This window comes from Streptomyces sp. NPDC090083, from assembly GCF_044747445.1.
In the GTDB taxonomy this organism is placed as follows: domain Bacteria; phylum Actinomycetota; class Actinomycetes; order Streptomycetales; family Streptomycetaceae; genus Streptomyces.
Genome location: NZ_JBIVED010000009.1, coordinates 50,103 through 75,820 on the forward strand (window position 1 = coordinate 50,103; position 25,718 = coordinate 75,820).

The following is a 25,718-nucleotide window of genomic DNA, read 5'->3' on the forward strand; positions in this document are numbered from 1 at the left end:
GAACGGAGTTGTGCATGCTGAGCAAGAGTGAAGCCGGCGAAGCGGTCCGCCGGGCCAAGGTCGAGACCGGTGTCACATGGGCCCAGTTGGCGGAGGCCGTGGGCCGGCCGCTCGCGTGGACCACGGCGGCCCTGCTGGGCCAGCATCCGATGTCCAAGGACGAGGCGGCCACCGCCGCCGCCCTCCTGGAACTCGGTGAGGACGCCGCCTTCGCCTTCCAACTCCAGCCCACCCGCGGCGCGTTGGACGCCGCCGTGCCGGTGGACCCGACGATCTACCGGCTCTACGAGGTGGTCCAGGTCTACGGCCCCACCATCAAGGAACTGATCCACGAACAGTGCGGCGACGGCATCATGAGCGCCATCAACTTCCGCCTCGACGTCAGCCGCGTGCCCGACCCGGCCGGTGACCGGGTCGTCATCACCCTCGACGGCAAGTACCTGCCGTACCAGTGGGAGTGAGCGTGTCCCGGCACACCGGTGACGTCAGCGGCGCCGGGCGGAGTTGAGCCGGGCCGCCTGCCGGGTCAGATGGTCGCGCTCGGCGAGGTTGGGTGCCTTCAGGGCCGCCTCCGCGTACAGCCGGGCCGCCCTCCGCTCGTCCCCGTCGCGTTCGTGCAGGTAGGCCGCCACCGCCGTGTAGCGGGGCAGCGAGTCGTCCAGGAGGGCGAGCGCGGCCAGGCCCGCGCGCGGTCCGTCGGCCTCGCCCACGGCGACCGCGCGGTTGAGGCGGACCACCGGGTTGTCGGTCAGGCGCGCGAGTTCGTCGTACCACTCGACGATCTGCACCCAGTCCGTCTCCCCGGCGACGGGCGCGTCCGCGTGCAGGGCGGCAATCGCGGCCTGCGCCTGGAACTCGCCCAACCGGTCGCGCGCCAGGGCGACTTGGAGGATCGCGACGCCCTCGGCGATCACTGACGTGTCCCACCGCGCGCGGTCCTGCTCGGTGAGCGGGACCAGACTGCCGTCCGGCGCGGTCCGGGCGGCGCGCCGGGCGTGGTGCAGCAGCATCAGCGCGAGCAGGCCCGCGACCTCGGGGTGATCGATCGCGGCGGCGAGCTGCCGGGTCAGCCGGATCGCCTCGGCGGCGAGGTCGACATCGCCGGAGTAGCCCTCGTTGAACACCAGGTACAGCACGCGCAGCACGGTCGCGACATCGCCGGGCCGGTCGAACCGCACCCCGGACACGGTGCGCTTGGCCCGGCTGATCCGCTGTGCCATCGTCGCCTCGGGCACCAGGTAGGCCTGCGCGATCTGCCGCGTGGTGAGACCGCCGACGGCGCGCAACGTGAGCGCGACCGCCGACGACGGTGTCAACGACGGGTGGGCGCACAGGAAGTAGAGCTGGAGGGTGTCGTCCGTCGAGGCCGCGGGACCGGGCGCCGGTTCCTCGTCGACACGGTCCTCACGCCGGCGGCGGGCACCGTCCGCCCGCGTCGCGTCCAGGAACCGCCGCCACGCCACTGTGACCAGCCAGCCCTTCGGGTCGCGCGGCGGATCGTCCGGCCACACCCGGACCGCCTCGACCAGCGCGTCCTGCACGGCGTCCTCGGCCGCCGCGAAATCCGCTCCGCGCCGGACGAGGACGCCGAGGACGCTCGGCGTGAGGCTCCTCAGCAGGACCTCGTTCACTTGAAGGTGCACTCCGTGGTGGACGGGTGCGCGCCCAGGAACGGACGGAGCTCCAGCCACTCGTGGATCGGCCGGCCACCGGCCCCGGGCGCGGCCGACAGCTCACCGGCCAGCTCCAGCGCGCGCTCGTAGGAGTCGACGTCGATCACCATCCAGCCGGCGATGACGTCCTTGGTCTCGGCGAACGGGCCGTCGGTGACCGGCGGGCGGCCCTCACCGTCGTAGCGGACGAAGGTCCCCTCGGGGGAGAGCGCCTGACTGTCGACGAACTCACCGGTCTTCTCCAGCCGGGCCGCGAAGTCGTTCATGTACTGGATGTGGGCGGAGACCTCCTCGGGCGTCCACTGGTCCATCGGGACGTCGTTCGCGGGGGCGGGGGCGCCGCGGTAGTGCTTCAGGAGCAGGTACTTGGCCATCGTCGTTCTCCTCGGTGCCGGTGCGTTCCATTGTGGTCGCTGTCACCTCGGGGACGGAGCCCGGCACGGGATCTCGACATCGGCGGCGGAAAGATGTGCCGCGAAGTTCACGGGAGAACGGGAGAGAGAGGGGGAGGGCGGAAGGGAGGCGGGTGGTCACTCCTCTTCCCTTCTTAACGTATAGCGCACCGGGGGGCTTGCGGCAAGGCCCCCGTCGTGCCGCAGAATGTCCGGCCTGAGCCCACGACCTGCGGAAACGGGAGTCTCGAATGCGTGTGTTGTTGTCGACGTGGGGATCGCGCGGGGATGTCGAACCGCTCGCCGGACTCGCGTCGCGTCTGCTGGAACTCGGCGCGGAGGTACGCGTGTGCGCGCCGCCCGACGAGGAGTTCGCCGAGCTGCTGGCCCGGGCCGGGGTGCCGCTGACGCCGCTCGGCCCCTCCGTGCGGTCCGTGGTGAACGGCGCGAAGCCGCCGTCGGCCGCGCGGGCCTTCGAGCTGGCGCCCGAACTGGTCGCCGCCCGCTACCGGACGCTCACCGAGGCGGCCGAGGGCTGTGACGTGCTGCTGGCCACCGGACTGATGCCGGCCGGCGCCCGCTCCGTCGCCGAGAAACTCGGCATCCGCTATGTGCTCGCCTGCTTCCACACCGCGGGACTGCCCTCCTCGACCTACCCGCCGCTCTCCCGGCCGGGACACGCCTCCTCACCGGAGGAGACCGACATCAAGACCCTGTGGGAGCAGGACGCCCAGCGCGTGAACGCCCTGTACGGCGAGGCGGAGAACCGGCACCGGGCCGAGATCGGCCTGCCGTCGGTCGAGAACGTGCGGGACTACGTCTTCACCGAGCGGCCGTGGCTCGCCGCCGACCCGGCGCTGTTCCCCTGGCAGGACCACACCGACCTCGACGTGGTGGTGACCGGCCCCTGGATCCTGCCCGACGAGCGCCCGCTCCCGGCCGACCTGGAGGCCTTCCTGAACGCCGGTGAGGAGCCGGTGTACGTCGGCTTCGGCAGCATGGCGCTGCGCACCTCGCCCGACCTCGCCCGGGTCGCCATCGAGGCCGTCCGCGCCCGGGGGCGGCGGGTGCTGCTCGCCCGGGGCTGGGCGGACCTGGCCGCGATCGACGACCGGGACGACTGCTTCGTCGTAGGAGAGGTCAACCAGCAGGCGCTCTTCCGGCGGGTCGCCGCCGTCATGCACCACGGCGGGGCGGGCACCACGACGACCGCCGCGCTCGCCGGAGCACCGCAGCTGGTCGTGCCGCAGATCGCCGACCAGCCATACTGGGCGGCGGGAGTGGCCGACCTGGGCATCGGTGCCGCGCACGCCGGGCCGACGCCGACCCACGACTCCCTGTCGGCCGCGCTCACCACCGTCCTGGACCCCGGGACCCGGGCACGGGCGCGCACGCTGGCGGAGGACGGCACCTTCCGCACCGACGGGACGACAGTGGCCGCGAGGATGCTCCTCGACACGGTCGGCGAGGAAGGGCCCTCCCCGCGCGCGTGAACAGGCCGGACACCGAACACGAGAACCCGCACACACCGGTCCGCACGCCCCGCCGTGCGCGACCGCAGAACGGAACTGATGCCGTGAACCCCCTGACCACCAGCGCCTTCGACCTCCCCGACCGCCTCTCCGCCAAGGCCGACCCCGCGCTGATCGCCGGCGACGAGCGGCACTTCGCGGCGATCGCCGCATGCCTGGAGGAGTCGATCGCGGAGCTGACCGGGCTCCTCGACGCCGAGCGCAGGGCGCCCGGCGGCATCGGCCGGGCGGCGATGGACCGGGACACGGAGATCCACCGGCTCACCACCCGGCTGCGCACCCTGCGCCGCTTCGGCCTGGACCTGTGCCTGGGCCACATGGTCGACGAGCACACCGCCGAGCCCGTGTACATCGGGCGGCTCGGCCTGACCGACCGCACCGGCCGACGGCTGCTGCTCGACTGGCGTTCCCCCGCCGCCGAGCCGTTCTTCGGCGCCACCCACGCCCGCCCGATGGGCCTGGCGAGCCGCCGCAGGTACCGCTGGACGCGCGGCCGGATCAGCGACTACTGGGACGAGGTGTTCACCGCCGACGGCTTCGCCGGGCACGCCGCGCTCGACGACCAGTCCGCGTTCATCGCCAGCCTCGGCGGCAACCGCTCCGGCCGGATGCGCGATGTGCTCGGCACCATCCAGGCCGACCAGGACGCCATCATCCGCGCCGGATCGCGCGGCGCGCTCGTCGTCGACGGCGGCCCCGGCACCGGCAAGACCGTCGTCGCGCTGCACCGCTCCGCCTACCTCCTCTACGCCGACCCCCGGCTCGGCCACCGCAGGGGCGGCGTGCTCTTCGTGGGCCCGCACCGGCCCTACCTGGACTACGTCGCCGACGTCCTGCCCAGCCTCGGCGAGGAGGGCGTGCGGACCTGCATCCTGCGGGACCTCGTCGACGAGGGCGCCGCCGCGACCGTCGAGGCCGACCCCGAGGTGGCGCGCCTGAAGGCGTCCGTGCAGCTGGTGCGGGCGATCGAGCCCGCCGTCAGGTTCTACGAGGAGCCGCCCACCAAGGGCATGACGGTCACCACGCACTGGTCCGACATCCGGCTGACCGCCGAGGACTGGGCCGTCGCCTTCGAGGCGGCCGAACCCGGCACCCCGCACAACGAGGCACGCGAGCAGGTCTGGCAGGAACTGCTCACGATCCTCATGGAGAAGCACGACGACAGCGCCGCGCCACCGGACGCACAGGTCTCGCCCGAACTGCTCCGCAGGTCGCTGCGGCAGAACCGGGAACTGCTCACCGCCTTCAACCGCGCCTGGCCGCTGATCGAGGCGGCCGACCTCGTCGGCGACCTGTGGACCGTGCCGGCCTACCTGCGCAAGTGCGCCCCCTCGCTGAGCCGGGACGAGGTCCAGCGGCTCCAGCGCGCGGACGCCCAGGCCTGGACCGTGTCCGACCTGCCGCTGCTCGACGCGGCACGGCAGCGGCTCGGTGACCCCGAGTCCGCGCGCCGCAAGCGCCGGCAGGAAGCCGCCGTCGCCGCCGAGCACTCCCGCAGGACCGACGTCATCGACAGCCTGCTGCAGAACGTCGAGATCGACGAGAGCGAGGGCGCGATGGGCATGCTGTACGGACAGGACCTGCGGGACGCCCTCATCGACGAGGCCGCGCAGCCCGGCATCGAACCCGACCTGCTCGCCGGGCCGTTCGCGCACGTCGTCGTGGACGAGGCGCAGGAACTCACCGACGCGGAATGGCAGATGCTCCTGCTGCGCTGCCCGTCCCGGAGCTTCACCATCGTCGGCGACCGCGCCCAGGCCCGGCACGGCTTCACCGAGTCGTGGCAGGAACGGCTGAAGCGGATCGGCCTGGACCGCGTCGACCTCGCGTCCCTGACCATCAACTACCGCACCCCGGAAGAGATCATGACCGAGGCCGAGCCGGTCATCCGTGCCGTGCTCCCGGACGCCAACGTGCCGACGTCGATCCGCGGCAGCGGCATCCCGGTCGCCCACGGGTCCGTCGCCGACCTGGAGCCGGTCCTCGACAGCTGGCTGGCCGAGCACCCGGACGGGATCGGCTGTGTCATCGCCACGGCCGACCTGGACCAGGACCTCTTCCGGGCGAGGCCGCGCGTCAGGGCGCTGACTCCCGTGCTGTCCAAGGGACTTGAGTTCGACCTGGTCGTGCTCGTCGACCCGGAGGAGTTCGGCGAGGGTGTCGAGGGGGCCGTCGACCACTATGTGGCGATGACCCGGGCGACCCAGCGGCTGGTCGTGCTCACCAGCGCGTGAGCCGGTCCGGCGCGCGGCGGGTCGGGCCCGCCGCGCGCCGGATCCTCGGCCTCAGCCCGCCGCCGGGAGCGTGAACTCGTAGATCAGGGCGTCCTGTTGGGCCTCCACCACCAGGTCGGTGATCTCCAGCGGGCGCGCGTACTGGTCGTGCACGCGCCGGGTCACCCGGACCGAGGAGGCGTGGGCGGTCTGGGTGATGGCGTCGCGGTGGTGCAGGGTCAGGCCCGCGCGGCGCATCCAGTCGTAGGCGCGCCGGAGTTGGGCGGCGGCGGAGCCGTCGGCGCGGTCGCGGTAGCGGGCCAGCTCCTCCACCTCGGACAGGGCCACCGCCGAGAAGGACGTGACGGCGGTCCGCAGTCCGCTGCCGTCGGCCGCCGCCGACGTGTAGCGGTGCACCAGCGTCGGCCGGTGCGGGGCGATGCCCAGGGCCTCGGCGTGGTCGGGCGGGGGCGTCTCCCAGGTGACGGTGGCCCGGTCGAAGCCGGTCGGCTCCGGGCTGCGGGCGCCGACCGGGAAGGTGAGGGAGGACGGGTTCTCGACGGGGCGTCCGCTCAGGGTGGCGTGGCTGCCGCGCCGGTCGGTGGAGACCAGACCGTCCCTGCGCAGCACCTCCAGCGCCTGTCGCACGGTCTCCCGGCTGACCTGGAAGTGTTCGGCCAAGTGCCGTTCGCCGGGCAGGCGTTCACCCGGCGGGATGGTGCCGTCGTGGAGCTCGCCGAGCAGTTGCGCGGCGACCTTCCCGTAGAGGGGCTGGTCGTCGGCGGTCGGGTGGTGGTGGGGGGTGGTGCGGGCCATGCCGCGCCTCCTGTTGGTGACAAGGCTGAGGGCAGAACTGGTGACGATTCGTAGCCGTGCGGGCTCGTTGCGCGACCAGATCTAGCATTGGTCTAAACCACCAGGGAAGGGCGGCAGAGCAGTTAGGCCGAAACCGACCCGCGCCGATCACTCCTCACAGCGCGCCGTACACGGCGTCGACAAGGGCCGTCTTCCGTGGGTCGTCGGCGATATGAGGCCCCATCCGGTTCATCACATAGCCGATCGACACCCCCGCCTCGGGGTCGGCGAGACCGAAGGAGCCGCCGAACCCGTCGTGTCCGAAAGCCCTCGGGTTGGGGCCGTACGATCCGTGCGGGCCGCTGAGCCACAGGCCGAGGCCGATCTCCGTCTCGTGCCCGAGACCGGCGCCGAGCACCAGGTCGTGGCAGCTGCCCTGGCCCTCGCGCACCCGCTCGGCCGCCTCGGGGGACAGGACGCGGTGGCCGTCGTAGGAGCCGCGCCCGGCGAGGACGCCGTACAGCGCGGCGACCGCGCGTGCCGTGCCGTGGCCGTTCGCGGCCGGGATCTCGGCGGCGCGCCACTCCGGGGTGTTGGCCTCGGCCGCGCCCGCGACCGGGTTGGTCAGCGCGGCGATGGCGGCGGGCGCCAACCGGCTGAAGATCGCGGCCTGTTCACTCGCGGAGGCGGCGGGCGGATGCACCAGCTCGGCCGCCCGGCCGGCCTCCTTCTCCGGCAGCCCGATGGTGAAGTCGATGCCGAGCGGACCGGTCACCTCGCGCTCCAGGAAGGCGCTCGGGAGCAGTCCCGAGACGCGGCGCACGACTTCGCCGACGAGGAAGCCGTAGGTCAGCGCGTGGTACCCGGACCGGGTTCCCGGCTCCCACCACGGCTCCGTCGCCGCGAGGCGTTCGGTGGTCACCTCCCAGTCGTAGAGCTGCGCCATGGAGTGCGGCTCGCGCAGGCCGGCCAGTCCGGCGCGGTGCGAGAGCAGATGGCGTACGAGGACGTTCTCCTTGCCCGCGGCGGCGAACCCGGGCCAGTACGCGGCCACCGGGGCGTCCAGGTCGAGCGCGCCCCGGTCGGCGAGGATGTGGGCGCACAGGGCCACCGGGCCCTTCGTCGTCGACCACACGTTGACCAGGGTGTCCCGTTCCCAGGGGCGGGTCCCGGCGGCGTCGGCCCAGCCTCCCCACAGGTCGGCCACGGTCTCGCCGCCGACGGTGACGGTGACCGCGGCGCCCAGTTCGCCCCGGTCCCGGAAGTTCTCCTCCAGTGCGGTGCGCACCGCCGTGAAGCGGGGGTCGCAGTGGCCTTCGACGGCTGGCTGGTGCTCGGACATGGGGCCTCCGTGGTGCGCAGGACGTCCGGGCCGCCACGCTGCGGCCCGGACGTCCTGAACATACCGACTGGTCGGACTGACCGGAAGACGTCGTGGGCTCAGTTCAGGAACAGGGTCCCGGCCGGCTCCCGGTGTCCCGCCTCGGTGTGCCAGTAGTCGCGGGTCTCCACCGCGAGCCCGGCGCCGTCGAAACGCGCGAGGACACACCCGGCGAGCGTCGACGGCTCACCGTCCTCCTCCGCCAGCACCCTGAACTCGGCCACGGCGACACCATGTTGACCGACGACCGGGGCCGAGAACCGCACCTCCCGCACCCGCTCCGCCGCGAACGACCACCGGAGATAGTCGCCCAACTCGCCCCGCCCGCGGTGCGGTTCACGGAACGGCATCGACCGGTGGACACAGTCCTCGGCGTACAGCTCCAGCAGCGCGTCCACGTCGTGCTCCGCCCAGGCCCGCGCCCAGACCCGCACGAACCGCTCGGCGGCCTCGCTCGTGTCCATACGGCACCCCTCACACGTACGAGCGCAGCCAGTCCAGCTTGGCCGCCTCCTGGTAAGGGCCGCCGCCCTCATGGTCGTTGAAGTCGTAGACCTCGATCCGCTTGTCCTCGTGCGCCCACGCGTTGAACGCGGCGAACACCGTCGAGGGCGGGCAGGTCTGGTCCTCCAGGGCCGCCGAGAAGAGGGCGGGGGCGCCGCCCCGGGACGCGAAGTGGACGCCGTCGAAGTACGAGAGCGTGCGCAGCACGTCCTCCGTGCGGCCGCGGTGGGTCTTCAGGTAGTTGCCGATCTCGCGGTACGGATGGCGGTCCGTGAGGCGCGCGGCGCGCGGGTAGTCGCACAGGAACGGCACGTCCGGCGCGATCCCCGCGAGGTCGCCGACCAGTCCGCCGACGGCGATGGTGATGCCGCCGCCCTGGCTGGTGCCGACCGCCACCGTGCGCGCCGGATCCACCAGCGGGTGCGAACGGGCCGCCTCGACGGCCCGCACGCCGTCGGTGAACACGCGGCGGTAGTAGTAGTTCTCGGGGGCGTCGATGCCCCGGGTCATGAAGCCCGGGAACGCGGGCGCGCCGCCCACCGGGTCCGGGGTGCCGCCGCCACCGCCCCACGCGCTGCCCTGACCGCGCGTGTCCATCATGAAGTGAGCGCGGCCCGACGACGCCCACAGCAGGTTCTCGTGCGCGAGGCCCCGGCCGCCGCCGTACCCCACGAACTCCACGATCAGCGGCAGGGGTCCGTCCGCGTCGGCCGGCAGCCGCAGCCAGCCCTTCACCGGATGACCGCCGAACCCGGCGAACGTCACGTCGTACACCGTCACCGTGGACAGTCCTGTGTCGACCGGTTCGAAGCGGGCGGCCAGGTCGTGCTCGCGGGTCTCCCGGAGGGTCTCCGACCAGAAGGCGTCGAAGTCCCCGGGCTCCACGGAATCGCTGCGGTACGCGCGGAGTTCGTCGAGCGGAAGGTCGAACAGAGCCATCGATGACCGCCTTTGGGAAGGACGACTGCGGATGATCACACCGTACGTGTGACATCGGAGGACTCGCCAGGCTCGTGCGACGCCTCAGGCCTGGCGGGTGGCCGGGGCGGTCGGGGTGGAGCCGCTGGTCACGGGCGACGGACGGCCCGTCGGGGACGGTGGAGGGGAGAGGCCGCCGTGACGGGTGCCGTCGCAGGTGGTCGGGTCACCGTCGGGGGGCGTGTCACGCCCTGCGGCGGGTCCACTGCGGTTCGGTCAGCGCCCAGTCCCGTTCCCATTCGGCCAGCCGGTGACGGAGGGAGACGCGGCGGATCACCGTGGAGGTGAGCAGGACCAGGGCGACCGTGCCGCCCGCCGCCCACACGCCGATGGTCACCGTGTGCTGCCAGACGGCGACTTCGTCCGGCGGAGGAGCCACGCTGTGCCCCTTGGCGTCGAGCCACACGTCGACCACGTCACCGTGCGCCGTGCCCGTCGGGACGGCGACCGTCGCGGTGCGGGGCGCCTTTCCCGGTTCCGTCCAGCGCACCTCGACCAGGAAACCCCGGGGGCTGCTGTCCTCCACCGACGGAAGGTCGGTGGGCGGGGAGCCGATGACCGTCGCGTGGACGCGGTGCCGGTCGGCCCGCTCGGTGGTGGCGAGGGTCCGGGCCTGGTCGTGGGCCCACAGACCGGCGGCGGCGCCGACCAGGGGCGCACCGAGGAACAGCAGGACGGTGACGGCCAGCGCCGTCCACGTCTCCACGACATCCGAACGGCGCCGCAACGGATTCTGCCGCCGGCGTCGACTCCGCACCCGGGTCCGCATGTCGACCTCCTCGCCGTCACCGGTGCCGAGGAACCGGACCCGCCCCTGCCGGGGCCGGGCCGCCGCTCCCTCGACGCCGCGCACGCATGCGAGCGTCCACACAGATGTCGTACCCCCTATGAGGCACCTTGCCCCACCGGAGGCGCAAGCGGACCGGGGTCCTCAGCCGAACCGTTCGATGCGGATCCGGTCGACCGGCTGTCCCGCGTTCACCAGCAGCCGTGACGCGTGCTCCGCGAAACCGTTGGAGCCGCACACATAGGCCTCCCACCCACCAGCGGGCTGCTCGGCCAGGAGCGGGGCCACATGTGCGGCGGCCATACGTCCCACCGGCACACCCTCCTGCGCGCTGCGCGTGAACACGGCCGTGGTCTCGGCGCCGTACTCCCGCGCGTAGATCAGTTCCTCGGGGCTGCGCGCCGACACCACCAGCCGCAGCGGCACGGACAGACCGCGCGCCCGGTGCTGGCGGAGCATCGACATCAGCGGTACGACACCGGAACCGGCCCCCAGGAGCAGCGCGGGCCGGTCGCCCGGCCAGGCGAAGAAGCCGCTCAGGGGGCCGCGTACCTCGACCTCGTCACCGGGCCGGGCGACCGTGTGGAACCAGCCGGACACCTCGCCGCCCTCGACGTGGTCCAGGGTCAGCTCCACATGTCCGGCGTCGTCCGGGTGCGAGGCGATCGAGTAGTGGCGCTGCGCCACATAGCCGTCCTCGGCGCGCAGCCGCAGCATGAGGTGCTGGCCGGGCAGATGGCCGCCCCAGCCGGGCACCGCGAAGCGGAACGTCGAGGCGTGCGGGGTCTCGCGCCGGATCTCGGCGAGCGTGGCGGTCTGCCACACGGCGGCGGCGCGGTTGCTCACGGCGATACGGCCCGGCACCGCGAACCGGGTCTCGGGCGCGGCGGTCTCAGTCACCGGAGTACCGCTGTTCCTCCCAGGGGTTGCCCCGGGCGTGATAGCCGTTCTGCTCCCAGAAACCCGGCTCGTCGTGGTCGAGGAGGCGCAGGCCCGCGATCCACTTGGCGCTCTTCCAGAAGTACAGGTGCGGCACCAGCAGCCGGGCGGGGCCGCCGTGCTCGGCGGGCAGCGGCCTGCCGTCGTACTCCCACGCGATCCAGGCGCGTCCGCCGGTCACGTCGGAGAGCGGGAGGTTCGTGGTGTACCCGGTGTGCGAGTACGCGAGCACATGTGTCGCGGACACATGGGGCCGGACCACATTGAAGAACGCGTCCAGCGAGACGCCCCCGAAGCGCACGCCGAACTTCGACCAGCTCGTCACACAGTGGATGTCACCCTCGTAGGCCGACGACGGCAGCTCGTGCGCCTCCGTCCAGTTCCACGTGCGCGGCTCCTCGACCAGGCCGTCCACGCGGAACGTCCAGTCCGCGGGGGCCAGTTCGGGGGTGACCTCGGCGGACAGGACGGGCCAGTCGTCGCCCGCGTCGTACTGGCCGGGCGGCAGGCCGGCGTCGGGGACGCGCGGGCGTCCGGTGAAACCTCGGGTGACGTGCATACGGGTGGAGCCTCCAGGCCGCTGCGGCGCGGGTCCGCCGGGCGAGCGCGATCAGTGGTTTCTCGTTTCAACGGTACGCGTCCACGAGGTATGCCCAGGTCCGGGGGCGGCCGTCGATCATTGCGGGCGTATGAACTCTCCGCGGACGCGGGAATAGCCGCCCGGTGATCGCCCTTGGTCTTCAGTGCGGCCGACCGCGTAAGGAGAGTGAGGGAGCAGATGCCGAAGGCGTACGTTTTCACGCGCTACGGAGGACCCGAGACCGAGGCGCTCGTCGAGGTGGACCGGCCGGCCCCCGGCCCCGGTGAGATCCTCGTCGCGGTGCGCGCGGCCGGGGTGAACCCCGTCGACTGGAAGCAGCGCACCGGATACCGGCGGCCCGGCGAGACCGGCCCGCACGCGTTCCCCGCGGTCTTCGGCAACGAGGTCGCGGGTGTCGTCGAGGAGACCGGCGCCGGAGTGGACGGGTTCGCCGTCGGGGACGAGGTGTTCGGCGGCGCCGTGGCCGGCGGGTACGCCGAGTTCGCGCTGCTGGCCGCGCCGGTCACCGCGCACAAGCCCGCGGAGCTGTCGTTCGCGGACGCGGCCACCCTGCCCGTCGCCGCGGCGACCGCGTACGACGGCCTGCGTCAGCTGGACCTGCCGTCCGGCGCGACCGTGCTGATCACCGGCGCGGGCGGCGGTGTCGGTTCCGCGGCCCTGCAGATCGCCCGGGCGCTGGGCCTGCGCGCCGTGGGCGTGGCGAGCGAGGGCAAGAAGGACTTCGTGGAGTCGCTCGGCGCGGTCCACGTCCCCTCCGGACCCGACCTGGCCGTACGGGTGCGGGCAGCCGTCCCGGACGGCGTCGACGGCGTCTACGACCTCATCGGCGGCGACGTGCTCGCCGGGGCCGCCACCCTCCTCACTGACCGCACCAGGCTGATCACCGCCGGGGCACCGGCCCCCGAGGTCGAGAAGCTCGGCGGCGCCCGGGTCGAGCGGGCCCGCAACGCCGCCGTCCTCGACGCCGTCGCGCGTCTCGTCGTCGACGGCCGGCTGGACCCGCACGTCACGCGGACCTTCCCGCTCGACCAGGCGGGCGAGGCCCTGCGCACCGTCGAGGAAGGCCACGCCCGCGGCAAGACCGTGATCGAGGTCGCCGCATGAGCACCGCCGAACAGCACGTCCTCGACAACCCCGCCCGCGCCGCCCTCACCGGCCCGCACGCCCACTTCGCCGAGCGGCGCGGCCGGATCCTGCGCTACCCGGTCGACGTGACCCCCTGGCTCGCGCTGCCCGACGAGCCCGACGCCGACGACTGGGCGGACGTGGCCGCGCTCTCCGGACCCGGCACCGAGATCCCGCTCCTCGGCTTCCGTGGGCGGGTCCCGGACGGCTGGGAGGTCACCTTCGACATCGACGGCGTCCAGATGGTCGACGACGGGCTGGCCGCCGCACCGGACCCCGAGGCGGTCGTCCTCGGCCCGGCCGACGTCCCCGAGATGCTCGACCTCGTGGAACGGACCAGGCCCGGCCCCTTCCTGCCCCGCACCGTGGAACTCGGCACCTACCTCGGCATCCGCCGCAAAGGCGCCCTCGTCGCGATGGCGGGCGAACGGCTCCACCCGCCCGGCTGGACCGAGATCAGCGCCGTCTGCACCGACCCGGTCGCTCGCGGCGAGGGCCTCGCCAGCCGTCTGATCCTCGCCGTCGCGCACGGCATCCGCGAGCGCGGCGAGACCCCGTTCCTGCACACCGGCGCGGGCAACACCAACGCCATCCGCCTCTACGAGTCCCTGGGATTCCGGCTGCGCAGGACCACGGCGTTCCTCGCCGCGCGGGCGCCGGAACACCTCGCGGAGGCGCGGGCCGTGGGGGTGTCGTAGAACCGGCCGTACGACCGGGGGGCGTCGGACCGCCGTCCGTCGCCGTCAGGCGTCCTCCGCGGGTTCGCCCGGCCAGGAGTTGTAGCGTTCGAGGTAGGCGGCGAACCGGGTCAGGTCCGCCTCCGGCCAGTCCGCCAGGCGTTCGCGGAAGGCGGCCTGGCGGTTCTCGGTGACCTGGGCGAGGATCCGGCGGCCGGCGTCGGTCAGATGCAGGACCTGGACGCGGTGGTCCTCGGTGTCGGGGCGGCGCTCGATGAGGTGGGCGCGTTCCAGCGCGGCGACCTGCCGGCTGACCGTGGACTTGTCGAGGGCGTAGTGCGCGGCGAGGTCGGTGGCCCGGCTGCCGCTCTGCTCCTCCAGATGACTGAGCAGGGTGTACGACACCAGCGACAGCTCCGGGTGGAGACGGCCCGCCGAGGCCCGGGCGCGCCGGGCGAAGGCCGTCATCTCGCGCTGGATGGTCTCCACGGCCTGGTCCGCTCCCACGGGGATCTCCCTCGTCTCTCCCTCGTTCTCCTGGTCGTTGCAGAGTACAACTCGGCGCGGAAGGCGGCCCCTCGTGGAACCCGGGGGTGGGGTAGTGTTGCTCCCCGGTCGCGGACGGTCGCGGCCCTGGACTCCCGGGAGGTGAGACCCATTACCGCTGTGTCAGGCCGGGTGCTCTCACCTCAGGACGGCTCGGATCACCACCAGTAGGTGACCGCGAGAGCGCCCTTCGGCTACCTCCCGAAAGGCCCTCGGCTCTCATGCCCCCTCTTTCCCCCGCCTCCGTCGTCGCCGCGCTCCGTGCCGCGGGCTGCGTCTTCGCCGAGGACGAGGCGCGACTGATCCTCTCCGCCGCCCGCGGCCCCGACGAACTCGCCGCCATGGTCGACCGCCGCGTCACGGGCCTGCCCCTCGAACACGTCGTCGGCTGGGCCGAGTTCGGCGGTCTGCGCATCCATGTGGAACCGGGTGTGTTCGTGCCCCGCCGCCGCACCGAGTTCCTCGTCGAGCAGGCCCTCGCGCAGGCCCCGGACGCGTCCGTCGTCGTGGACCTGTGCTGCGGCTCCGGCGCGGTCGGCGCGGCCCTCGCCGCGGTTCTCGGCCCGGTCGAACTGCACGCCGCCGACGTCGATCCCGCCGCCACGCGCTGCGCCCGCCGCAACATCGCGCCCTACGGCGGCCACGTCCACACCGGCGACCTGTTCACCGCGCTGCCCGCCACGTTGCGCGGCCGGGTCGGCATCCTCGCGGCCAACGTCCCCTACGTCCCCACCGGCGAGGTCGGTCTCCTCCCCGCCGAGGCCCGCGACCACGAACCCCTGGTCGCCCTCGACGGCGGCACGGACGGCCTCGACATACTCCGCGCGGTCGCCACCGGAGCCCCCTCCTGGCTCGCCCCCGGCGGCTGCCTGCTCGTGGAGACGAGCGAACGTCAACTTCCCTCGGCGGTGCGGGTGTTCGAGGGAGCGGGGTTGGAGACGCGGGTCGCGGTGTCGGAGGAGTCGTACGCGCATGTCGTGATCGGGGTGGCGGGGGCGCGGAGGGTGTAGGGGTGCCGGTACCGCAGCGGGACCCGTCAGGTCGACGCGCCGCTGCCGGACGCGCTCGGACTCGGTGCACCGCTCGGACCGGCGCCGTGGCCGCCGCGGCCCCAGGGGCCGGGGGCCCGGTCGTCCGGGCCGGTGCCGCGGCGGTTGCCCGGGCCCCTGTGGTCGAAGGTGCCGGTGAAGGCCCGGTCGGCGGTTCGGGTGCCGGAGTCGGAGCGGGTGCCGGTCAGCGAGGCCGTGGTGCCCTTCTTGAGGGCGTCGGAGCCCTGGGCGGTGACGCCGGAGCCGACGGTCCAGGTCCATGAGGTGCCGTCGTCGCTCTTGACGGTGACCTGGTCGCCGTCGACCTTCGTGACCGTGCCGCGCTGCCAGATGCGGACGACCCACTTGCCGGTGGTCCGGTCCTTGACCGTCGCCTCGCCGTGCACGGCCGCGCCGCCGAGGCCGAAGCCGCCACCGTGCCGGAAGCCGGGACCGCCGTGCGACGGGCTGCCCGAGGGGGAGGCCGCCGCGGCCGGTACGGCGTCGCCGCCCGAGCCTCCCGAGGTCGCCGCGTAGGCGACGGTCCCGCCGAGTGCCAGCACCCCCACCGTGGCCGCGGCGATCACCACGCGGGACCGGCGCGACCGCCGGCGCCACAGCCGGTCGATGCCGACGCGCTCGCGCTCCGCGCCACCGGGGCCCACGAGGACCTCCCACTCGGGCGCGTGGTCCGGCATCGGAGGTACCGCCGCGCTGTCGCCGGCTTCGTGCTCAGGATCGTGCGTCACGGCTCGCTCCCTAGGCCCCGCGCGCGGCATCCCACCCGCACGCCTGCCTGTGATTCTCCGGGGCGGCCGATAAAGAACCGGTAATAGATCCCTGTGAATCCGGGGCGCGGAAGCTCATCGACGTTTATGCAACTAGTTGCACAATGGCCCTCCCGTCCTCTACAACAGAGGCACGACACCGCGCACGGAGGGCCCGATGAGCCGTTACCCGCACCTGCTGAACCCCCTCGACCTGGGCTTCACCACGCTGCCCAACCGCGTCCTCATGGGCTCCATGCACGTCGGCCTGGAAGAGGCCGAGCGCGGATTCGAGCGCATGGCGGAGTTCTACGCGGCACGCGCGCGCGGCGGTGTCGGCCTGATCGTCACCGGCGGCATCGCCCCCAACGAGGCCGGCCGCCCCTACGAGGGCGGCGCCAAGCTGACCACCGACGCCGAGGCCGCGCAGCACGCGGAGATCACCGCCGCCGTGCACCGCGAGGGCGGCCGGATCGTGATGCAGATCCTGCACTTCGGGCGGTACGCCTACCACCAGGACCTCGTCGCGCCGAGCGCCCTCCAGGCCCCGATCAGCCCCTTCCCGCCCCGCGCGCTCACCGACGACGAGGTCGAGCAGACCGTCGAGGACTACGTCCGCGCCGCCCGCCTCGCCCGCCAGGCCGGTTACGACGGCGTCGAGATCATGGGCTCCGAGGGCTACCTCATCAACGAGTTCATCGCCGCGCCGACCAACCACCGCGACGACCGCTGGGGCGGCTCGTACGAGAAGCGGACGCGCTTCCCCGTCGAGATCGTGCGCCGGGTGCGCGAAGCGGTCGGCGAGGACTTCATCATCATCTACCGGCTGTCCATGCTGGACCTCGTGCCGGGCGGCTCCACGCTCGACGAAGTCACCTGGCTGGCCAAGGCGGTCGAGGCCGCCGGGGCGACCCTCATCAACACCGGCATCGGCTGGCACGAGGCCCGCATCCCGACCATCGCGACCTCGGTGCCGCGCGGGGCGTACACCTGGGTGACGAAGAAGCTGATGGGCGCGGTCTCGATCCCGCTCGTCACCACCAACCGCATCAACACCCCCGAACTGGCCGAGCAGTTGCTCGCCGACGGATACGCGGACATGGTGTCGATGGCCCGGCCGATGCTCGCCGACCCCGACTTCGTCGCCAAGGCCGCGGCCGACCGCTCCGACGCGATCAACACCTGCATCGGCTGCAACCAGGCCTGCCTCGATCACACCTTCAGCGGCCGGATCACCTCCTGCCTGGTCAACCCGCGCGCCTGTCACGAGACCGAACTCGTCCTCGCCCCCACGCGGTTGCGCAAACGCGTCGCGGTGGTGGGCGCGGGTCCCGCCGGTCTGGCGTGCGCGGTCTCCGCCGCCGAACGCGGCCACGAGGTCACCCTCTTCGACGCCGCGAGCGAGATCGGCGGACAGCTCAACGTGGCCCGACAGGTCCCGGGCAAGCAGGAGTTCGACGAGACGCTGCGCTACTTCCGCACCCGGCTCGCCGAGCACGAGGTCGACGTACGCCTCAACACGCCTGTCACGGAAGGGGACTTGGGCGGCTACGACGAGATCGTCGTCGCCACCGGCGTCAGCCCCCGCAGGCCCGACATCCCCGGCGTCGACCACCCCAGCGTCGTCGGCTACCTCGACGTGCTGCGCGACCGCGTCCCCGTCGGAGACCGCGTCGCGATCCTCGGCGCGGGCGGCATCGGCTTCGACGTCGCCGAGTTCCTCACGGACGGCGGCGACAAGGCGAGCGAGGACCCGGCGACCTACTTCCGCGCCTGGGGAGTCGACATGGACTACGCGGCCCCCGGCGGCCTCACCGCACCCGAGCGGCCCGCGCCGCCCCGCAGCGTCCACCTCCTCCAGCGCAAGGCGACCAAGGTCGGCGCGGGACTCGGCAAGACCACGGGCTGGATCCACCGCACCGAACTCAAGCACCGGGGCGTCACCATGGTCCCGGGCGTCCGGTACGACCTCATCGACGACGCCGGACTGCACGTCACCGTCGACGGCACGAGCACCGTCCTGGAGGTCGACACGGTCGTCCTGTGCACGGGCCAGGACCCGCGCCGCGAGCTGTACGACGCGTTGACCGCCGCCGGCCGCTCCGTCCATCTCGTCGGCGGCGCCGACGTGGCCGCCGAGCTGGACGCCAAGCGCGCCATCAAGCAGGGCACCGAGGTCGCGGCCGCCCTCTGAGGGCCGTCCCTAGGATGACCCCATGTCACTCCCGCACGCGATCCTCACCGCCCTCCTGGAGAAGCCGTCCTCGGGCCTTGAGCTGACCCGGCGCTTCGACCGGTCGATCGGTTACTTCTGGTCGGCGACGCACCAGCAGATCTATCGCGAGCTGGGAAAACTGGAGGCGGACGGCCAGATCAGGGCGCTCGCGTCCGAGCAGCCGGCCCGCGGCCAGAAGAAGCGCTACGAGGTCCTGCCGGCGGGCCGCGCCGAGCTGGCCCGCTGGACCGCCTCGTCCCAGGACCCCAAGCCGCTACGGGACACGATGCTGCTGCGGCTGCGCGCGGCGGCCGTGGTCGGCACGGACGGCATCGAGGAGGACCTGCGCCGCCATCTCGCCCTGCACCAGCGGCAGTTGACGGAGTACGAGGAGATCGAGAAGCGCGACTTCCCGCCGGGCCGGGACAGCGCCCAGGACCGGCTCCAGCATCTGGTGCTGCGCGCCGGGATCGACCTGGAGACGTTCTGGACCCGGTGGCTCACGCACGCGATCGAGGAGTTCGCGGAGCTGCCGCAGGGGATGTCCGCGGAGTAGGTGAGGGGCGGGTCGCCCCGGGACATGGCGGAAGCGAGGAGGGGCCGTCCGGGTGCGGGCGGCCCCTCGTGGTCGGGCGGCAGGGGTCAGAGGCGGTACGGCTTCGCGCGTCTGCGCAGGAACCACGCCGTCGCGATCACACCGGCGCCCACCAGGCCCCCGCCCACTCCCAGCGTGAGCGGGCCGTAGTCCTTGGTGGAACCGCCGAGACCGCCCATGACACCGCGCGAGGGCGAGGCCGTGGCCGTGGCGGTGGGCCTGGCCGTCGGGGTGGTGGACCTGCTGACGATCACGGTCTGGGTGCCCGCGGGCGTGCTGGCGTTCTGGCACATGACGATGACGGTGTAGGTGCCCGGAGTGACGTTCGTCCAGGCGGTGGACTGGCTGACGGTCGTTCCCGCGAGGGTCGCCTTCCGGCCCTCGGCGAAGCTGCCCTGGCTGCTGGTGAGGAGTGAGCCGGTGCCCCAGACGCCGGTGGTGCGGTTCTGGGAGCAGGCGCTGGTCGTGACCGAGACCGTGGTCCCGGTCGTGCTCACGGAGATGCCCGACGCCGCGCCCGCCGCGGTGGCGGTCAGGGCGAGCGGAAGAACGGCGGCTGTCACGGTCAGGCCGGAGCGGAGGAGTAGCTGAGAAGTGCGCATGAGACTGCCCTCCGGCGGCACGGTTGGCGGAACATCCCTTGCGCCGCCGGGATCGGGGAACGGCCGTGCTGCCTCCAAGGAAGCCAACGCGTCCCCGGGCCGTACCGCGAGCGGACGGCGACCGGGCAGGTGACGGATTCCTTCGTCCGGGTCAGGCGGCCGGCACGCGCACGTGCCCGGTGCGCGGTCCCGGGTGCGCGGTCCCGGGGAACGGCTACGGCCCGGTGCCGCCCGTAGTCACCGTCCGCTCCGCCGAGAAGCCGCCCCACGTGCCGTCCGGCAACCGCGCCCGCAGCCGCACCCGATGACCGACCCCGGCGTCGGCGCCCGCGTAGAAGCTGTAGGTCGCCCGGCCGCGCGGAGCGGTGCCGCCCCAGACCAGCGACGTGGCCGGCTGTCCGTCCAGGCGGATCTGGTACTCCGTGACGACTCCGTCCGTGCGGGGCGGCACCCAGGACAGGTCGATGTAGTACGCCCCGTCGTCGCCCTTGTGCGTCGTCGCGCGGAAGTCGGTGGGCGCGGTGCCGCTCCCGTCGTCGCTGCCGGGCGCGGTGGTCAGCGCGACGACGGCGCTCGCGGCGGAGAGGTTGTCGGCGGCGTCCCGTGCCCGCACGGTGAACGCGTACCGCGTGCTCGGGCGCAGTCCCGTCACCACGGTCGCGGTCTGTGCCCCGCCCACACTGTGGATCTTCGCCCCGCCCTGATAGATGTCGTACGACACCACCCCCTGGTCGTCCGTCGAGGCGTTCCAGGAGAGCTGGGCCGCGCGGCTGCCGATGGCCCGGCCCTGTGCGCCGCCGGGGCGGGTGGGTGCCGAGTGGTCGGCCGCCCCGGCGACCGGGGTCCGCGCCCGGACCTCCCGGCTGCGCGGACCCAGACGGCCGTCGGTGTCCCGGGCCCGCACGGTGAAGGCGTACAGGGTGGACGGCCTGAGCCTGACGACGTCCACCATGTGCTCGGTTCCCGGGACTTCCCTCACCTTGGTGGCGCCCCGGTAGATCTCGTAGGTGCCGACGGCCGGGTCCGCCGTCACGGCGTCCCACATGACGTGCACGCTGGTCGCGCTCCCCGCGGCGGCGGTGACGCCGGCCGGTGCGCCGGGGGCGTGCCCGTCGTCGTCGCCGTCCGGACCGCCCCAGCCGCAGGAGGCGAGCGCGCCGAGCAGCAGGAGTACGGCGCACAGCAGGACGGTGCGGGGGAGGGCCGCGAGGGCGAGGGGGGTGGTACGGACGCGTCGCACGATTCTGCCTCCCCGGCGTTGCGTGGGCACCACCCGACCGTAAAGGTCCGGACCAATATGGCGCGAGGGGTGCGGGCGCATCAAGGGGGCGTCGCCGTCGACCGCTCAGGGGCATTACGTATGCTGAAGTTCGCACGGCTGAACTCGCCCTCGGGGGTGGCCCGTTCATGCCGGTGGCGCGGACCGCTGTCGTCGCTGATCCCGCGCCGGCGCGGGCGGCCGGGCGACCTGAGCCGACACGGACTCAGGTCCCCGGCCCCCGTCGGGGAATGACGCGGACTCAGGACGCTGACCCGCCGTCCGGTGGGGGCGTGCACCGTCCGGCCCCCTACCGGTGGCCGAGTCGCCGGGCCGGTACCAGGGTGGGCTGAGTGTCCGTCAGATCCCCCAGGAGAGGGTCCTCCATCGTGCGTGTCCAGTCGCTGACGCTGGCCGTGGCCGGCGCCGCCCTGCTCGCCCCGACCACGCTGCCCGCCGCACCCGTCGCCTACGTCCGTCCCCAGGCCGGGCCCACGGCGGTCCGCGAGGGCGACGTCCGCGCCGCCGACCTGCTGGCCAAGGTGCGTGACTGCGTCCCCGTCTCGCGCGGCCGGTACCGCAGCGACGACGGGGAACGCGCGACGATCCCGGTCTGCGGCACCAAGGAGGCCGTCTACTGGAAGGCCGACCTGGACATCGACTGCGACGGCCGGGCCGGTGCCCACTGCAACGCGCGCACCGACCCGCTCTACTCCTCCATGACGGCGTTCCAGCAGTCCGACGGCCGCTATCTGAGCGCCGAACAGCTCCCGTACATCGTGGTCCCCGCCGCCAGCGCCCTCTGGAACCACCGCGACCACGGCATCGGCGGCGGCTCGGTCGCCGCGGTCGTCTACCGGGACCGGGTGCAGTACGCCGTCGTGGGCGATGTCGGTCCGCACGACATCATCGGCGAGGCGTCCTACGCCACCGCCAAGGGCCTCGGCATCCCCACCGATCCGCGCGGCGGCGGGGCGGCCGGCGGGGTCACCTACATCGTGTTCAAGGACGCGCGGGTCAAGCCCATCGAGGACCACGCGGCGGCGGTGGAGACGGGGCAGCGGCTGGCACGGCTCTTCGCGGACGCGGACTGAGCCGTCGGTACGAGCGCCCCGGGTGCCGTCAGACCGCCGACCAGCCGTCGTCGACGGGCAGGATCGCGCCGTTGATGTTGCTCGCCGCGTCCGAGGCGAGGAACACGATCGCGGCGGCCTGCTCCTCGGCCCCGGCCAGCCGGCCGACGTTGACGAAGTGCGGGCCCAGCGCCGCCGGACCGTGGGCGGCCCGGTCGGCGTCCACGGAGATGTTCGTCGCCGTGCCGCCCGGGGCGATGGCGTTCGCGCGGATGCCCTGCTTGCGGTACATCACCGCGAGGTTCTTGGTCAGCCCGACGACCCCGTGCTTCGAGGCCGTGTAGGCGGCACCCGCCGCGCTGCCCCGCAGCCCCGCCTCGGAGGCGGTGTTCACGATCGCGCCCCGGCCCGCCGCCAGCATGTGCGGCAGTACGGCCCGGGTGAGCAGGAAGGGCGCGGTCAGGTTGACCCGGATGACCCGCTCCCACTCCGCGTCGTCCACGTCCGCCAGGGCCGACATGCGGTCCATGATCCCGGCGTTGTTCACCAGCACGTCGATCCCGCCGAACCGTTCGACGGCGGTCGCCGCCACCGCGTCCACGACCGTCTGCTCGCTCAGGTCGCCGGTGACCGCCACGGCGTCACCGCCCGCCTGCTCGATCTCCTTGACGACCGCCTCGGCGCCCTCGGCGTTCAGATCGGCCACGAGGACCCTGGCGCCCTCCGCGGCGAAGGCCAGCGCGGCGGCCCGGCCGATGCCCGAGCCCGCTCCGGTGACGATGACGCCGCGTCCGTCGAGTCCACTGGCCATGAGGTGCTCCTGTCCTGAGTGCGAGGGCTCTGCGTCGCCCGGGGTGTGCCCACCCTACGACTTAATGTCTTCGAGTGACATAAAGTCATGGTGGAGAATCCCGGGAGGTCACGACCGCAGCCGGAGGGGAACTGATGACCGCACCCAGCGGACGCACCGGACGACCACCGCTCACCGAGACACGCAAGGCCGAGATCCGCCTGGAGATCGCCCGGGCCGCGGTGGAGCTGTTCGTCGCGCAGGGCGTCGCGGCGACCACGGGCGAGCAGATCGGCCAGGCGGTCGGAGTCTCCGCGCGTACCGTGTGGCGCTACTTCCCGAGCAAGGAGGCGTGCGTACGTCCGCTCTTCTCGGCCGGAATCGACGTGATCGCGGCCCGGCTGCGGGAGTGGCGGCCCGGCCGCCCCCTGGCGGAACTCTTCGACCCGGCCCTCGCGACCGGCCTCCTCGCCGCCACCGGCTCCGACAGCGCCACCGGCACCGCCCTGGTCCGCCTCACCCGCACCGAACCGGGCCTGCGCGCGATCTGGCTCCAGACCTACGACGAGGCGGAACCCGCGTTCGCCCGAGCCCTCGCCGACCGCGCCGGGCTACCGCCGGACGACCTGCGGCCCATGATCCAGGCGGCCATGCTCAACGCGGCCCTGCGGGCGGCGGTGGAGCGGTCCGCGTGGCGCGCGCGGGGGAGCGGGCCGGGCGATGAGCCGGGAGTGGGGGAGGACGAGGTGGTGGAGACGCTGCGGGCGGCGCTGGCCATCGCGGAGGACGGGGTGTCGTAGGCCGTCGTACGGCGGAGCGGCTGCCGTGGGCGGTGCGGGCGCGGGCGTGAACTGGAGTGGTAGGGGATGCGGGCGGGAGTAGACGGTATGAGTGTGCGCGGGTGGCACGTGGCGGAGCGCCCTGTCCGACCACGTGCTCGCGTCACACCCGTCCGAAGGGAACCGTGTGTCCCCCCGCCACCTCATACCTTCCGATAGCTGTACGCCTCCGCTGCCGCCGCCTCGACCGCGTCCAGGTCCGCTCCTGTCGACGCCGTGACGACCGCGGCCACCGCGCCCTCCACGAACGGGGCGTCCACCAGGCGGGTGCCGGCCGGGAGTTCGTCCCCCTCGGCGAGCAGCGCCTTCACGGTGAGGACGGAACTGCCCAGGTCGGTGAGGACGGCGACCCCGGCACCCCGGTCGACGGACGCGACCGCCGCAGCGATGAGTTCGGAACTGGTGCCGAGCCCGCCGCCCTCGGTGCCGCCGGCCGGAGCGACCGGAACCGAGGCGCCCGAACCGGATAGCCCGCGTGCCAACTCGGCCACGGAGGCGGCGACTTCGGCGCTGTGGGAAACGAGCACGATCCCCACGAACTGCTTCTCGCTCACGTCACTCACCGGTCGCCTCCGAGGCCTCCTGGAGCGCGGCGATGAGCAGCGAGGAGGAGGTGGCGCCCGGGTCCTGGTGCCCGATGCTGCGCTCCCCGAGATAGCTCGCCCGCCCCTTGTGGGCCTGCAGGGGAGTGGTGGCGAGGGCACCCGCCTCGGCGGCGGCCCGTGCGGCGGCGAAACCGTCCGGGAGCGCGTCGACCGCCGGGACGAGGGCGTCGATCATGGTCTTGTCGCCGGGTGCGGCACCGCCCAGGGTCATGACCGCCTCGACCCCCGTGCGCAGCGCCTGGGCGAACTCCTCCTCGCTCACCTCGGGAGCGTCCCCGAGCGCCTTGCCGGTACGGCGCAGGAGCGTGCCGTAGAGCGGGCCCGACGCGCCGCCGACCGTGGAGATGAGCTGTCGGCCGGCGAGGGTGAGGACGGCGCCCGGAGTGTCCGGTGCCTCCTTCTCCAGGGTGGCGGTCACGGCGGTGAACCCGCGCTGGAGGTTCGCGCCGTGGTCGGCGTCGCCGATGGGCGAGTCGAGGTCGGTGAGCCGGTCCGCCTCGCGGGCGACGGACGCGGCGGCCGCCGCCATCCAACGGCGGAAGAAGTCGGCGTCGAGCACTGGATCTCCTTGCGTGGTGGGGGAGTTGACCGTATACGCCGTCGGGTCACATGCCCCAGCGCAGCCCCGGCGTCTTCACCGGCGCGTCCCACAGTCGCAGCAGTTCCTCGTCGATCTGGCACAGGGTGACGGAAGCACCCGCCATGTCGAGGGACGTGACGTAGTTGCCGACCAGTGTGCGGGCGACGGCGACGTCGCGCTCGGCGAGGACGCGGTGGACCTCGGCGTTGAAGCCGTAGAGCTCCAGGAGCGGAGTGGCGCCCATGCCGTTGACGAGGACCAGCACCGGGTTGCGCGGTGTCATGTCCTCCAGGATCGCCTGGACGGAGAAGTCGGCGATCTCACCGGAGGTCATCATCGCCCGCCGCTCGCGACCCGGTTCGCCGTGGATGCCGACGCCCAGCTCCAGCTCGCCCGCCGGCAGGTCGAAGGTGGGGCTGCCCTTGGCCGGGGTGGTGCAGGCGCTGAGCGCGACGCCGAAACTCCGCGAGTTCTCGTTGACCTGCCTGGCGATGGCGGCGACCCGCTCCAGCGGCTGGCCCTCGGCCGCGGCGGCCCCGGCGATCTTCTCCACGAACAGCGTCGCGCCGGTACCGCGCCGCCCGGCGGTGTAGAGGCTGTCGGTGACGGCGACGTCGTCATTGATCAGCACTTTCGCGGTCTGGATGCCCTCGTCCTCGGCCAGCTCGGCCGCCATGTCGAAATTGAGGACGTCCCCGGTGTAGTTCTTCACGATGAAGAGAACCCCGGCTCCGCTGTCCACGGCGGCCGCGGCCCGCACCATCTGATCGGGCACCGGCGACGTGAACACCTCACCAGGACAGGCCGCGGCCAGCATCCCCGGTCCGACGAACCCGCCGTGCAGCGGCTCGTGCCCCGACCCCCCACCGGAAATCAGCGCCACCTGCCCGGCCACGGGGGCGTCCCGCCGCACGATCACCCGGTTCTCGACGTCCACGGTCAATTCGGGATGAGCGGCCGCCATACCCCGCAACGCGTCCGTGACCACGGTCTCCGCGACGTTGATCAACATCTTCATCGGTACCTCCTGGCAAGGCTGGCAAATGTTCCTCTGACCTGCACTCTTGTTGGTCAGAGAGGGGGCGGGTCGGTTATCGATCCTAGTGATTCTCGGCGGTTGGAAGCGGGTTCTGGCGGTGGTGATGCTGACCCAATGCTGACTTAGGTGAAGGCTGTCAGGTCTCTGGAGTCGGTCGGGCGGGGATGGCTGGAACATCCCTGTG

Annotated in this window: 27 protein-coding genes; 10 read left to right on the forward strand and 17 right to left on the reverse strand. The window is 73.0% G+C overall.

Going from position 1 to position 25,718, the window contains the following annotated elements:
* Positions 1-14 precede the first annotated feature (14 nt).
* Positions 15-461, forward strand: coding sequence for a cyanase (cynS, locus tag ACIPTO_RS28820; RefSeq protein ID WP_401196880.1), 447 nt, complete (start codon positions 15-17; stop codon positions 459-461).
* Between the two features lie 24 nt (positions 462-485).
* On the opposite strand, the gene ACIPTO_RS28825 is transcribed toward cynS, so the two are convergent.
* Together ACIPTO_RS28825 and ACIPTO_RS28830 are read right to left on the reverse strand one after the other, a co-directional pair.
* Positions 486-1,631: an RNA polymerase sigma factor gene (locus tag ACIPTO_RS28825; protein WP_401196882.1), complete on the reverse strand. Its 1,146-nt coding sequence runs from the start codon at positions 1,629-1,631 to the stop codon at positions 486-488.
* Entirely contained in the window at positions 1,628-2,047 is a 420-nt protein-coding gene (locus ACIPTO_RS28830; RefSeq protein ID WP_366320101.1) for a YciI family protein, read from the reverse strand. The genes ACIPTO_RS28825 and ACIPTO_RS28830 overlap by 4 nt, the downstream gene beginning before the upstream one ends.
* A 269-nt stretch (positions 2,048-2,316) precedes the next feature.
* Between ACIPTO_RS28830 and ACIPTO_RS28835 the strand changes: the two genes are divergently transcribed.
* Together ACIPTO_RS28835 and helR are read left to right on the forward strand one after the other, a co-directional pair.
* Positions 2,317-3,558 carry a glycosyltransferase gene (locus ACIPTO_RS28835; RefSeq protein ID WP_401196884.1) on the forward strand — a complete coding sequence of 414 codons (1,242 nt, stop codon included), beginning with the start codon at positions 2,317-2,319 and terminating at the stop codon, positions 3,556-3,558.
* 83 nt (positions 3,559-3,641) lie between these two features.
* Positions 3,642-5,831 carry an RNA polymerase recycling motor ATPase HelR gene (gene helR / locus ACIPTO_RS28840; RefSeq protein WP_401196887.1) on the forward strand — a complete coding sequence of 730 codons (2,190 nt, stop codon included), beginning with the start codon at positions 3,642-3,644 and terminating at the stop codon, positions 5,829-5,831.
* A gap of 51 nt (positions 5,832-5,882) precedes the next feature.
* On the opposite strand, the gene ACIPTO_RS28845 is transcribed toward helR, so the two are convergent.
* The 7 genes from ACIPTO_RS28845 to ACIPTO_RS28875 all read right to left on the reverse strand — a co-directional run bounded on the left by ACIPTO_RS28845 (position 5,883) and on the right by ACIPTO_RS28875 (position 11,753).
* Positions 5,883-6,626, reverse strand: a complete 744-nt coding sequence (locus tag ACIPTO_RS28845) for a GntR family transcriptional regulator (RefSeq protein WP_401196889.1) — start codon at positions 6,624-6,626, stop codon at positions 5,883-5,885.
* Between the two features lie 154 nt (positions 6,627-6,780).
* Entirely contained in the window at positions 6,781-7,947 is a 1,167-nt protein-coding gene (locus tag ACIPTO_RS28850) for a serine hydrolase domain-containing protein (RefSeq protein ID WP_401196891.1), read from the reverse strand.
* Positions 7,948-8,045: 98 nt separating this feature from the next.
* Positions 8,046-8,450 carry a nuclear transport factor 2 family protein gene (locus ACIPTO_RS28855; RefSeq protein ID WP_401196893.1) on the reverse strand — a complete coding sequence of 135 codons (405 nt, stop codon included), beginning with the start codon at positions 8,448-8,450 and terminating at the stop codon, positions 8,046-8,048.
* Positions 8,451-8,460: 10 nt separating this feature from the next.
* Positions 8,461-9,429, reverse strand: coding sequence for an acetylxylan esterase (locus ACIPTO_RS28860; RefSeq protein WP_401196896.1), 969 nt, complete (start codon positions 9,427-9,429; stop codon positions 8,461-8,463).
* A gap of 223 nt (positions 9,430-9,652) precedes the next feature.
* Positions 9,653-10,321 carry a hypothetical protein gene (locus ACIPTO_RS28865; protein ID WP_366320087.1) on the reverse strand — a complete coding sequence of 223 codons (669 nt, stop codon included), beginning with the start codon at positions 10,319-10,321 and terminating at the stop codon, positions 9,653-9,655.
* A 78-nt stretch (positions 10,322-10,399) separates the two neighbouring features.
* A complete protein-coding gene (locus ACIPTO_RS28870) occupies positions 10,400-11,155 on the reverse strand; it encodes a ferredoxin reductase (protein WP_401196899.1) in 756 nt (251 codons plus the stop codon).
* A complete protein-coding gene (locus tag ACIPTO_RS28875; protein ID WP_366320083.1) occupies positions 11,148-11,753 on the reverse strand; it encodes a sulfite oxidase-like oxidoreductase in 606 nt (201 codons plus the stop codon). Before ACIPTO_RS28875 ends, ACIPTO_RS28870 begins: the two co-directional genes overlap by 8 nt.
* Before the next feature lie 219 nt (positions 11,754-11,972).
* On the opposite strand from ACIPTO_RS28875, the gene ACIPTO_RS28880 reads away from it, so the two are divergent.
* Positions 11,973-12,899, forward strand: a complete 927-nt coding sequence (locus ACIPTO_RS28880) for an NADP-dependent oxidoreductase (RefSeq protein WP_401196902.1) — start codon at positions 11,973-11,975, stop codon at positions 12,897-12,899.
* The gene (locus ACIPTO_RS28885) at positions 12,896-13,618 is read left to right on the forward strand and encodes a GNAT family N-acetyltransferase (protein WP_401196904.1); all 723 of its coding nucleotides are present in this window, start codon (positions 12,896-12,898) and stop codon (positions 13,616-13,618) included. Before ACIPTO_RS28880 ends, ACIPTO_RS28885 begins: the two co-directional genes overlap by 4 nt.
* A gap of 45 nt (positions 13,619-13,663) precedes the next feature.
* Here the strand turns inward: ACIPTO_RS28885 and ACIPTO_RS28890 are convergent, their stop codons facing one another.
* Positions 13,664-14,065, reverse strand: a complete 402-nt coding sequence (locus tag ACIPTO_RS28890; RefSeq protein WP_366320635.1) for a MarR family winged helix-turn-helix transcriptional regulator — start codon at positions 14,063-14,065, stop codon at positions 13,664-13,666.
* Positions 14,066-14,364: 299 nt separating this feature from the next.
* On the opposite strand from ACIPTO_RS28890, the gene ACIPTO_RS28895 reads away from it, so the two are divergent.
* On the forward strand, positions 14,365-15,153 hold the full coding sequence (locus tag ACIPTO_RS28895) for a putative protein N(5)-glutamine methyltransferase (protein WP_401196907.1): 789 nt from the start codon (positions 14,365-14,367) through the stop codon (positions 15,151-15,153).
* A 26-nt stretch (positions 15,154-15,179) separates the two neighbouring features.
* Here the strand turns inward: ACIPTO_RS28895 and ACIPTO_RS28900 are convergent, their stop codons facing one another.
* A complete protein-coding gene (locus ACIPTO_RS28900; RefSeq protein WP_401196909.1) occupies positions 15,180-15,920 on the reverse strand; it encodes a hypothetical protein in 741 nt (246 codons plus the stop codon).
* Positions 15,921-16,116: 196 nt separating this feature from the next.
* Here ACIPTO_RS28900 and ACIPTO_RS28905 point away from each other — a divergent pair, with 196 nt between their 5' ends.
* Together ACIPTO_RS28905 and ACIPTO_RS28910 are read left to right on the forward strand one after the other, a co-directional pair.
* Positions 16,117-18,132, forward strand: a complete 2,016-nt coding sequence (locus ACIPTO_RS28905; RefSeq protein ID WP_401196911.1) for an FAD-dependent oxidoreductase — start codon at positions 16,117-16,119, stop codon at positions 18,130-18,132.
* Between the two features lie 22 nt (positions 18,133-18,154).
* Positions 18,155-18,709, forward strand: a complete 555-nt coding sequence (locus ACIPTO_RS28910) for a PadR family transcriptional regulator (protein ID WP_401196914.1) — start codon at positions 18,155-18,157, stop codon at positions 18,707-18,709.
* A gap of 86 nt (positions 18,710-18,795) precedes the next feature.
* On the opposite strand, the gene ACIPTO_RS28915 is transcribed toward ACIPTO_RS28910, so the two are convergent.
* Positions 18,796-19,350: a hypothetical protein gene (locus tag ACIPTO_RS28915; protein WP_366320069.1), complete on the reverse strand. Its 555-nt coding sequence runs from the start codon at positions 19,348-19,350 to the stop codon at positions 18,796-18,798.
* A gap of 214 nt (positions 19,351-19,564) precedes the next feature.
* Positions 19,565-20,590 carry a fibronectin type III domain-containing protein gene (locus tag ACIPTO_RS28920; RefSeq protein ID WP_401196917.1) on the reverse strand — a complete coding sequence of 342 codons (1,026 nt, stop codon included), beginning with the start codon at positions 20,588-20,590 and terminating at the stop codon, positions 19,565-19,567.
* A 407-nt stretch (positions 20,591-20,997) separates the two neighbouring features.
* On the opposite strand from ACIPTO_RS28920, the gene ACIPTO_RS28925 reads away from it, so the two are divergent.
* The gene (locus tag ACIPTO_RS28925; RefSeq protein ID WP_401196919.1) at positions 20,998-21,702 is read left to right on the forward strand and encodes a glycoside hydrolase family 75 protein; all 705 of its coding nucleotides are present in this window, start codon (positions 20,998-21,000) and stop codon (positions 21,700-21,702) included.
* Positions 21,703-21,730: 28 nt separating this feature from the next.
* Here ACIPTO_RS28925 and ACIPTO_RS28930 read toward each other — a convergent pair whose 3' ends face one another.
* On the reverse strand, positions 21,731-22,492 hold the full coding sequence (locus ACIPTO_RS28930) for a glucose 1-dehydrogenase (protein WP_366320063.1): 762 nt from the start codon (positions 22,490-22,492) through the stop codon (positions 21,731-21,733).
* Between the two features lie 134 nt (positions 22,493-22,626).
* On the opposite strand from ACIPTO_RS28930, the gene ACIPTO_RS28935 reads away from it, so the two are divergent.
* The gene (locus tag ACIPTO_RS28935) at positions 22,627-23,271 is read left to right on the forward strand and encodes a TetR/AcrR family transcriptional regulator (protein ID WP_401196922.1); all 645 of its coding nucleotides are present in this window, start codon (positions 22,627-22,629) and stop codon (positions 23,269-23,271) included.
* Between the two features lie 182 nt (positions 23,272-23,453).
* Here the strand turns inward: ACIPTO_RS28935 and ACIPTO_RS28940 are convergent, their stop codons facing one another.
* Genes ACIPTO_RS28940 through dhaK form a run of 3 tightly spaced genes read right to left on the reverse strand, consistent with a single transcriptional unit; the run spans position 23,454 to position 25,513 of the window.
* Positions 23,454-23,864 carry a PTS-dependent dihydroxyacetone kinase phosphotransferase subunit DhaM gene (locus ACIPTO_RS28940; protein WP_401197426.1) on the reverse strand — a complete coding sequence of 137 codons (411 nt, stop codon included), beginning with the start codon at positions 23,862-23,864 and terminating at the stop codon, positions 23,454-23,456.
* 1 nt (position 23,865) lies between these two features.
* Positions 23,866-24,474, reverse strand: coding sequence for a dihydroxyacetone kinase subunit DhaL (dhaL, locus tag ACIPTO_RS28945; RefSeq protein ID WP_401196924.1), 609 nt, complete (start codon positions 24,472-24,474; stop codon positions 23,866-23,868).
* Between the two features lie 46 nt (positions 24,475-24,520).
* Entirely contained in the window at positions 24,521-25,513 is a 993-nt protein-coding gene (gene dhaK / locus ACIPTO_RS28950) for a dihydroxyacetone kinase subunit DhaK (protein ID WP_401196926.1), read from the reverse strand.
* Positions 25,514-25,718: the final 205 nt, after the last annotated feature.